Below are 6559 nucleotides of genomic sequence, written 5' to 3'. Positions count from 1 at the left end.
GGCGCTTCTGGCCGAGGTGGCTAGGCTCGTCTGGGGGCCCGACTTCGTTGGCTATAGGTGGAGCATTGGGTCGGTGGAGGTCGCCGGGCTCCAGATAGAGATTACGAAGCTGATCGGCGCCTTCCTCGCGTTGGTAATCGCCGTGGCTCTGGAGCTTCTGTTGAGGAAGACCTACTTCGGCAGGTCTATCAGGGCGGTGGTTCAGGACCCAGTGGGGGCGATGGTCGTCGGCGTCGACGTGCAGCGGGTCTTCTCCGCAAGCGCCGCCGTCGGTATAGGCGTCACGACCCTCGGCGGCGTGCTCCTCACACTGTTCATCCCGGTGGGTATTAACCCCTACATGGGCGGCCCCTATACCCTAATCGGTTTCGTAATTGCGGTGCTGGGTGGACTTGGGTCTATTATGGGTGCCTACCTAGCGGGCCTCCTATTCGGCGTTTTTGAGTCTGTGGGTTTCTACGTCTTCTCGGCTCTCGGCTTCGCCGAGCCTTCACAGATGGCGCTTTTCCTCGCCTTTGTCTTGCTACTGCTCGTCCTGCTGTTTAAGCCCACGGGGCTGTTTAGGCTATGAGGCCCTACATACCCCTGGGCATATACCTCGCCTTGATGGGGGCCGCCTTTGTCTTCCCGGAGTATTCAAAGCTGATTGCCTCCATTGCCTTTTTCATGGCGCTGGGCCAGGCGGTGAATATTTTTGTGGGTCTCACCGGATATGTTGATTTCGGCTATGCCGCCTTTCTTGCAATGGGCGCATACGGCGTGGGGATCACGGTGACGTACTGGCCTGGGCTGGGCGTCGCGGCGTTGCCCATCGGCCTCGCGCTGGGGGTTTTACTCGCGGCGGGCCTCGCATCGGTTGTGGGGGCAATAGCGTTGCGGCTTAGGGGTGCCTACTTCGCCATCGCTACAATAGGCGTAAACGAGGGGGTTAAGCACTTGATCGTGGGGGCCAACATCTGGGGGGGCGGCGCCGGGCTGATACTAAGCGCCAACATGTTCAAAGCTTTTGGGAGGGACACGGCGCTGTACATAGCTAACGTGGGATCGACCATATTGATATTAGTCACAGCTTTGATAGCGGTTGTCGCCATGTATGTCATACAGGCTAGCAGGGCTGGATACGCCCTCGCCGCGGTTAGACAAGACGAGGACGCCGCCAAGGTGATGGGCATAAACCCAACGAAGTATAAGCTACTGGCGTTTCTAACCAGCGCGTCGCTGTCGGGCCTCCTCGGCGCCTCGTACTTCAGCCTTGGTAATATGCAGGTGTTCCCAGAAAACGTCTTTTTCGTTGAGTACATACTCGACGGGCTCGCGGTTATGTTTCTCGGAGGCGCCGGGACCGTGACGGGGCCGATAGTAGGCGGGCTTATATACTTCGGCGTTAGGTACCTCATGGGCTTAGTGGCGCCGGGGACGCAGGCGCTTGTCACCTCGCTGATAGTCTTCCTAGTGGTAATCCTGCTACCTAAGGGTGTGGTGGGTACGCTCAGAGAGAGGGTACCTATGCTTAGGAGGTGGTTGCCATGACGTTGCTGAAGGTGGAGAACGTGGTGAAGAAATTCGGCGGCCTGCGGGCGCTGGACGGCGTTAGTTTTGAGCTCGGGAGGGGGGAGTTCGTGGCGGTGGTTGGGCCAAACGGCTCTGGCAAGACCACTCTCCTCAATGTGATAAACGGGGTGTACAAGCCCGATGAGGGGCGTGTGGTTTTTGAGGGCCGCGACGTGACGGACATGCCGCCTTACAAGCGGGCGAGGCTGGGCATCTCGCGGGCTTTTCAAGTGCCCAGGCCTTTTCCAGAGCTGACTGTTCTGGAGAACGTGGTGGTTGGGGCTATTTTCAACGGTGGGTATGGGAAGGAGGAGGCGGTGAGGGTTGCTGAAGAGGCCTTGAGATTTGTAAAGCTGTACGAGAAGAGGCACCAGCTGGCTGGCAAGCTTACATTTAACGAGTTGAGGCTGTTAGAGCTGGCCAGGGCTCTCGCGGGGAGGCCAAAGCTACTTCTGTTAGACGAGGTGATGGCGGGGCTTACGCCGACGGAGATAGACGAGATGGCGGCTCTGCTGAGGAGGTTGTCTGAGGAGAGGGGTATATCGGCCATTTCCATGGTGGAGCACAGAATGAGGGCGGTGGCGCAGCTGGCGCACCGGGTAATCGTGATGCACCAAGGCAGGGTCATAGCGGAGGGGCCGCCTGAGAAGGCGCTCAGCGACCCCAGGGTGGTGGAGGTGTATCTGGGGAAGCCATGGCGCTGAGAGTTTCCCAGCTAGCCTCGGGCTACGGCAAGTTGCAGGTGCTCTTCGACGTCTCGTTCGAGGTTAGTAAGAACTCGGTGGTGTCGATCCTGGGCCCCAACGGCGCTGGGAAGACCACGACGTTGCTGACAGTGATTGGGGTTGTGAAGCCGTGGGGCGGCAAGGTGGAGCTCGGAGGCGTCGACGTGACAAACGTGCCGCCTCACAAAAAGGTGGAGTTGGGAATCTCCCTGGTGCCCGAGGGGAGGAGGCTCTTCCCCGAGATGACCGTGGAGGAGAACCTCCTGATGGGGGCCTACACAAAGCGGGCGCGCGGCAAGCTGGCAGACAGCCTCGAATTTGTCTACTCGCTGTTCCCCCGGCTTAGGGAGAGGCGGAGGCAGAAGGCTGGGACGATGAGCGGCGGGGAGCAACAAATGTTGGCCATAGCCAGGGCCCTCATGTCTAGGCCGAGTGTCTTGCTTATAGACGAGCCCAGCGCCGGCCTCGCGCCGAAGGTGGTGTCCGACCTATTTCGCACCATCGGCCAGCTGAGGGGTGAGATGTCTGTGTTGCTTGTGGAGCAGAACGTCGCAGTTGCGCTGGAGATAAGCGACTACGCCTACGTGCTGGAAAACGGGAGAATTGTCCTTCAAGGCGCGCCGAGGGAGCTGGCGGAGAACGACCACGTCAAGAAGGTCTATCTAGGAGTCTAGTCGCTGAAGGTTTTTAAAAACGGAGGCCTCTCCATCTAGTGACTTTGCTGGTCCACCCCTGGAGGGATTTGGGGAGGTATGTGGAGATTAGGCTAGAGGAGGCGAGGTACGAGCTTGAGCTTGCCGAGAAGTTTACTAGAGAGGAGATGTATAGAAACGCGGCTGGCAAGGCGTTTCAGGCTTGGAAGTCGCTGATGGCAGCGCTGGCGGCGATTCACAGAGAGGTGTTGGCTAGGCACTACCCCGGAGTTGTCAAGACGCGCGACGGCCGGACGGTGGCTAGGGTGGATTGGCTGATAGCCTACATGCCGTCTAGTAAACTGCGGGAGGTTGCCCAGAGGCTCAGAGATGTGGTCGACTTCGATGTGGTGTCTCTAACAGACCTCGCTTTGAACCTCCACGAATTTCAGTATAACGGCGTGGATAGAGAGGCTCTGCTCAGCAGATACACTTCCCTAGAGCTGGCGGTTGAAGATCTCAAACTTTTCGTGGCCAGGTGTAGAGAGGTGCTCAAGAAAATTAAGACGTAGCATCTCGTCGGGGCCCTTGTATATGGATAATTGATTTATATTGGGTAGTACCCTAATCGGTGTGAGGAGGCTTCTTGACATTGCGGAGGGGGAGATTGCCCGGAAGATTAGAGAGGGCGCCGAGATGGCGGAGGAGGCGCTCTCCATGGCGCTGAGGGAGGAGCCCAATTCAGCCGTCATTAGAGAGCTGGCGTCGAGGATACACGACTTGCACCACGAGATTTCAGACCTCGTGATGGAGGCCGTGGCGAGGTACTCCCCAGTGGCGAGCGACCTTAGATTTCTCAAGGGCGCCCTCTTTGTGTCATATGACGTGTATAGAGTGGCTAGGTATTCGTACGACATCGCCGTCGTAGTTGAGAGGCTCGGATCTGGTTGCTGGTCTAAAAGAGTTGTCGAGGTGGGTGAGGTTGTGAAGAAGATGGTGGCCACCGCGGTCGAGGCGTTTCTAAAGAGGGACATCTCGGCACTGGCTGAGGTGGAGAGGCTGGACGACGATGTGGTCGACAGGGCATATGAAGAGTCACTCATGGAGGTACTCAAAGGAGCCGACCGGTGTAAGGTTATGGAAACCGTCGTGCTTAGGCTATTGGAGAGGGCCTCCGACCACGCCGTGTATATCGCCAACCACGCGTATTACCTCGTGACGGGGCAGGTGAAGCGGTAGCTACTTAATCCTCTTGTCTAGGAAGCTGTCTATCACCGCGGGGGTGGTCCTCTCCAACACCGCTTTCAAGAGTTTAGAGGCGTTGACGGCGTCCTCTACGTTGAGCACCTCTACAGGCGAGTGGATGTAGCGGGTGGGTATAGATATCGTCGCCGCCGGTATCCCCTCACGCCTAAACGCTATGGCCATGGCGTCGGTGGTGCCTCCGTATAGAACCTCCAGCTGGTACGGAACCCCTATCTCCTTGGCGATTTTGACAATGTGGTCCCTCAGCTGGGGGTGCGCTATAAATAGCCCCCCGCGACCCCCGTCGAGGACTTTGACGGCGGGGCCCTTGCCGATCTTGGTGACGTGTAGCCTGTCCCCCACCCCCGGCACATCCGCGGCTATAGTCGTGTCGAGCGCAATTGCGTAGTGGGGGTTTATCCTCTCAGCCGCTATCTGCGCCCCGCGGAGCCCAACCTCCTCTTGTACGGTGGCCACGGCGTATAGAGTCGTCGGCAACTCTTTCAACTCTCTCAAGGCGTACAGCATGACGGCAACGCCCACCCGGTCGTCGAAAGCCTTGCCGGTGACCACCTTGCCGTTTAGCACGGCAAATTCCCTGTCGAGTACAGCCACGGAGCCCACTTCCACGCCCATCTTCTCCACCTCCTCTCTGCTTGAAGCCCCAATGTCTATAAACAAGTCTTTGATCTCAGGCGCCTCCCTCTCTCTGCCCGCTGGGGTGACGTGGGGAGGTGTGGAGCCCACGACGCCTCGGATCCATGTGCCGCGGGAGGTTTTGACCCACACCCTCTGGCCCACGAGAGTCACCTCGTTCCACCCCCCGACGGGTCTAAACCTGAGGAACCCCTCCTTGTCTATGTGGTCAACCACAAGGCCAATCTCGTCAATGTGAGCCGCCACCATGGCGCGGCGCTCCGAGGCGCCGTGCTTGACACCAATCACGTTCCCCCACCGATCCACCACCACCTCGTCGACATACGGCTCCATTTCCCTAACCACCACCTCCCTCACCTCGTCTTCAAAGCCGGAGGGCCCCCTCGCCTCCGAAAGCCTTTTTAGGAGTTGGATAAACTCCTCCATGGTTGTAAGGGGTGGGGGTTCTTTAAAAAAGTGACTTTACCTGCCTTTGAACTGCGGCTTCTTCTTCTGTAGGAAAGACGATACGCCTTCTATGACGTCTTCTGTGCTGAATAGGAGGCCGAACTGGGCGGCCTCCAGCACCATGCCGGCCCACTGCGGCGCCTCGATGCCGAAGTTAATCGCGTATTTAGCCATCGCCAGCGCCAGAGGCGGCTTCTCCGCCAGCTTACTTGCAAAGGCCCTCAGCTCCTGCTCAAGCTTATCTGGAGGCACCACCTTGTGCACCAAGCCGAGCCTCTCCGCCTCACGCGCCGGTATTCTGTCGCCGGTGAAGATGAGCTCCTTTGCCCTATCTCTCCCGATGTGCCTCGCCAATCTCTGCGTCCCGCCGGCGCCTGGTATGAAGCCTAGGTTTATCTCGGGCTGGCCAAGCTCGGCGGTTTCAGACGCTATTCTGAAGTCGCAAGCCATCGCCAGCTCCAGCCCGCCGCCCAGCGTGTAGCCGTTCAGCCCGCATATAACGGGCCTGTCGAGTAGCTCCAGCCTGTCGTACAACATCTGCAACTTCCTAGATATCTTGAAAATTGTTACAGGTGTCGCCCCCATGAATCCAGTTACGTCAGCCCCCGCGGAGAACGCCCTGCCCGCCCCCGTTATTACCACCACCCGCACCTTTTCGTAATCCATCTGCTCAATCTCGTCGAGCACCTTCCAAAGCTCCTCGATCATCTTGGGGTTAATCGCGTTCAGCCTCTCCGGCCTGTTCAGTATAATCCAAGCAATGCCCGGCTCATACCTCACGATGAGAGTTTCGAGCTTCTTCTCCTCAGCTTTGACATATGTATAGAACCCCTCGCCGCTCTTCTTCCCAAGCTTCCCGCTGGCCATCATACTCTTCAGCAACGGGTCGGGCTCGTACTCCTCAAACCCGGTCTTGCCCCTCCACTCTTCTAGGGCTTTTACTATGGTGTCTATGCCTAGTTCGTCTGCGTATTCCAGCGGCCCCTTAGGCCAGTTTAAACCAAGACGGACAGCCTTATCAATATCTTCTCTAGTGGCGATACCCTCTCTAAGTAGGTAAGCCGCCTCATTCACCGCAGGTGCGAGTATGTAGGCGATGTCTATCCTATCCCCGGCGGACTTGGGCACCTCAGGCCACTGGAATTTACCCGGAGCTGGGTACTTGTAGAAACCCTCACCAGTCTTCACACCATACTTCTTCTGCTGACACCTTTCAGCGATTACGGGGCACGGGTGAGTTTTGAAGCCTCGTTTCAGCATGGCGTCGCCTATGAAACAGACTACGTCTATCCCAGTGTAGTC

Annotated in this window: 8 protein-coding genes; 6 read left to right on the top strand and 2 right to left on the bottom strand. The window is 57.9% G+C overall.

The window, feature by feature from the left end:
• The 6 genes from ACP5J3_RS09715 to ACP5J3_RS09690 all read left to right on the top strand — a co-directional run.
• Positions 1-571: branched-chain amino acid ABC transporter permease (locus ACP5J3_RS09715; RefSeq protein ID WP_428495508.1), on the top strand; the 571-nt coding region annotated here is incomplete at its 5' end.
• On the top strand, positions 568-1530 hold the full coding sequence (locus ACP5J3_RS09710; protein ID WP_428495507.1) for a branched-chain amino acid ABC transporter permease: 963 nt from the start codon (positions 568-570) through the stop codon (positions 1528-1530). The genes ACP5J3_RS09715 and ACP5J3_RS09710, both read left to right, overlap by 4 nt.
• Positions 1527-2255 (top strand): ABC transporter ATP-binding protein, encoded by a 729-nt coding sequence (locus tag ACP5J3_RS09705; protein WP_428495506.1) that lies wholly within the window; start codon positions 1527-1529, stop codon positions 2253-2255. The genes ACP5J3_RS09710 and ACP5J3_RS09705 overlap by 4 nt, the downstream gene beginning before the upstream one ends.
• Positions 2246-2950 (top strand): ABC transporter ATP-binding protein, encoded by a 705-nt coding sequence (locus ACP5J3_RS09700; RefSeq protein ID WP_428495505.1) that lies wholly within the window; start codon positions 2246-2248, stop codon positions 2948-2950. Before ACP5J3_RS09705 ends, ACP5J3_RS09700 begins: the two co-directional genes overlap by 10 nt.
• Positions 2951-2988: 38 nt before the next feature.
• On the top strand, positions 2989-3480 hold the full coding sequence (locus tag ACP5J3_RS09695) for a PaREP1 family protein (RefSeq protein ID WP_428495504.1): 492 nt from the start codon (positions 2989-2991) through the stop codon (positions 3478-3480).
• 61 nt (positions 3481-3541) lie between these two features.
• Positions 3542-4147: a phosphate signaling complex PhoU family protein gene (locus tag ACP5J3_RS09690; protein ID WP_428495503.1), complete on the top strand. Its 606-nt coding sequence runs from the start codon at positions 3542-3544 to the stop codon at positions 4145-4147.
• Here ACP5J3_RS09690 and ACP5J3_RS09685 read toward each other — a convergent pair whose 3' ends face one another.
• Positions 4148-5236 carry a M42 family metallopeptidase gene (locus tag ACP5J3_RS09685; RefSeq protein ID WP_428495502.1) on the bottom strand — a complete coding sequence of 363 codons (1089 nt, stop codon included), beginning with the start codon at positions 5234-5236 and terminating at the stop codon, positions 4148-4150.
• Between the two features lie 36 nt (positions 5237-5272).
• A partial coding sequence (locus tag ACP5J3_RS09680) for an enoyl-CoA hydratase-related protein (protein ID WP_428495501.1) occupies positions 5273-6559 on the bottom strand: 1287 nt, incomplete at its 5' end.

Origin of the sequence: Pyrobaculum sp. (assembly GCF_049971835.1) — an archaeon.
Lineage (GTDB): Archaea > Thermoproteota > Thermoprotei > Thermoproteales > Thermoproteaceae > Pyrobaculum.
This window is presented reverse-complemented; position numbering and strand designations above follow the sequence as displayed.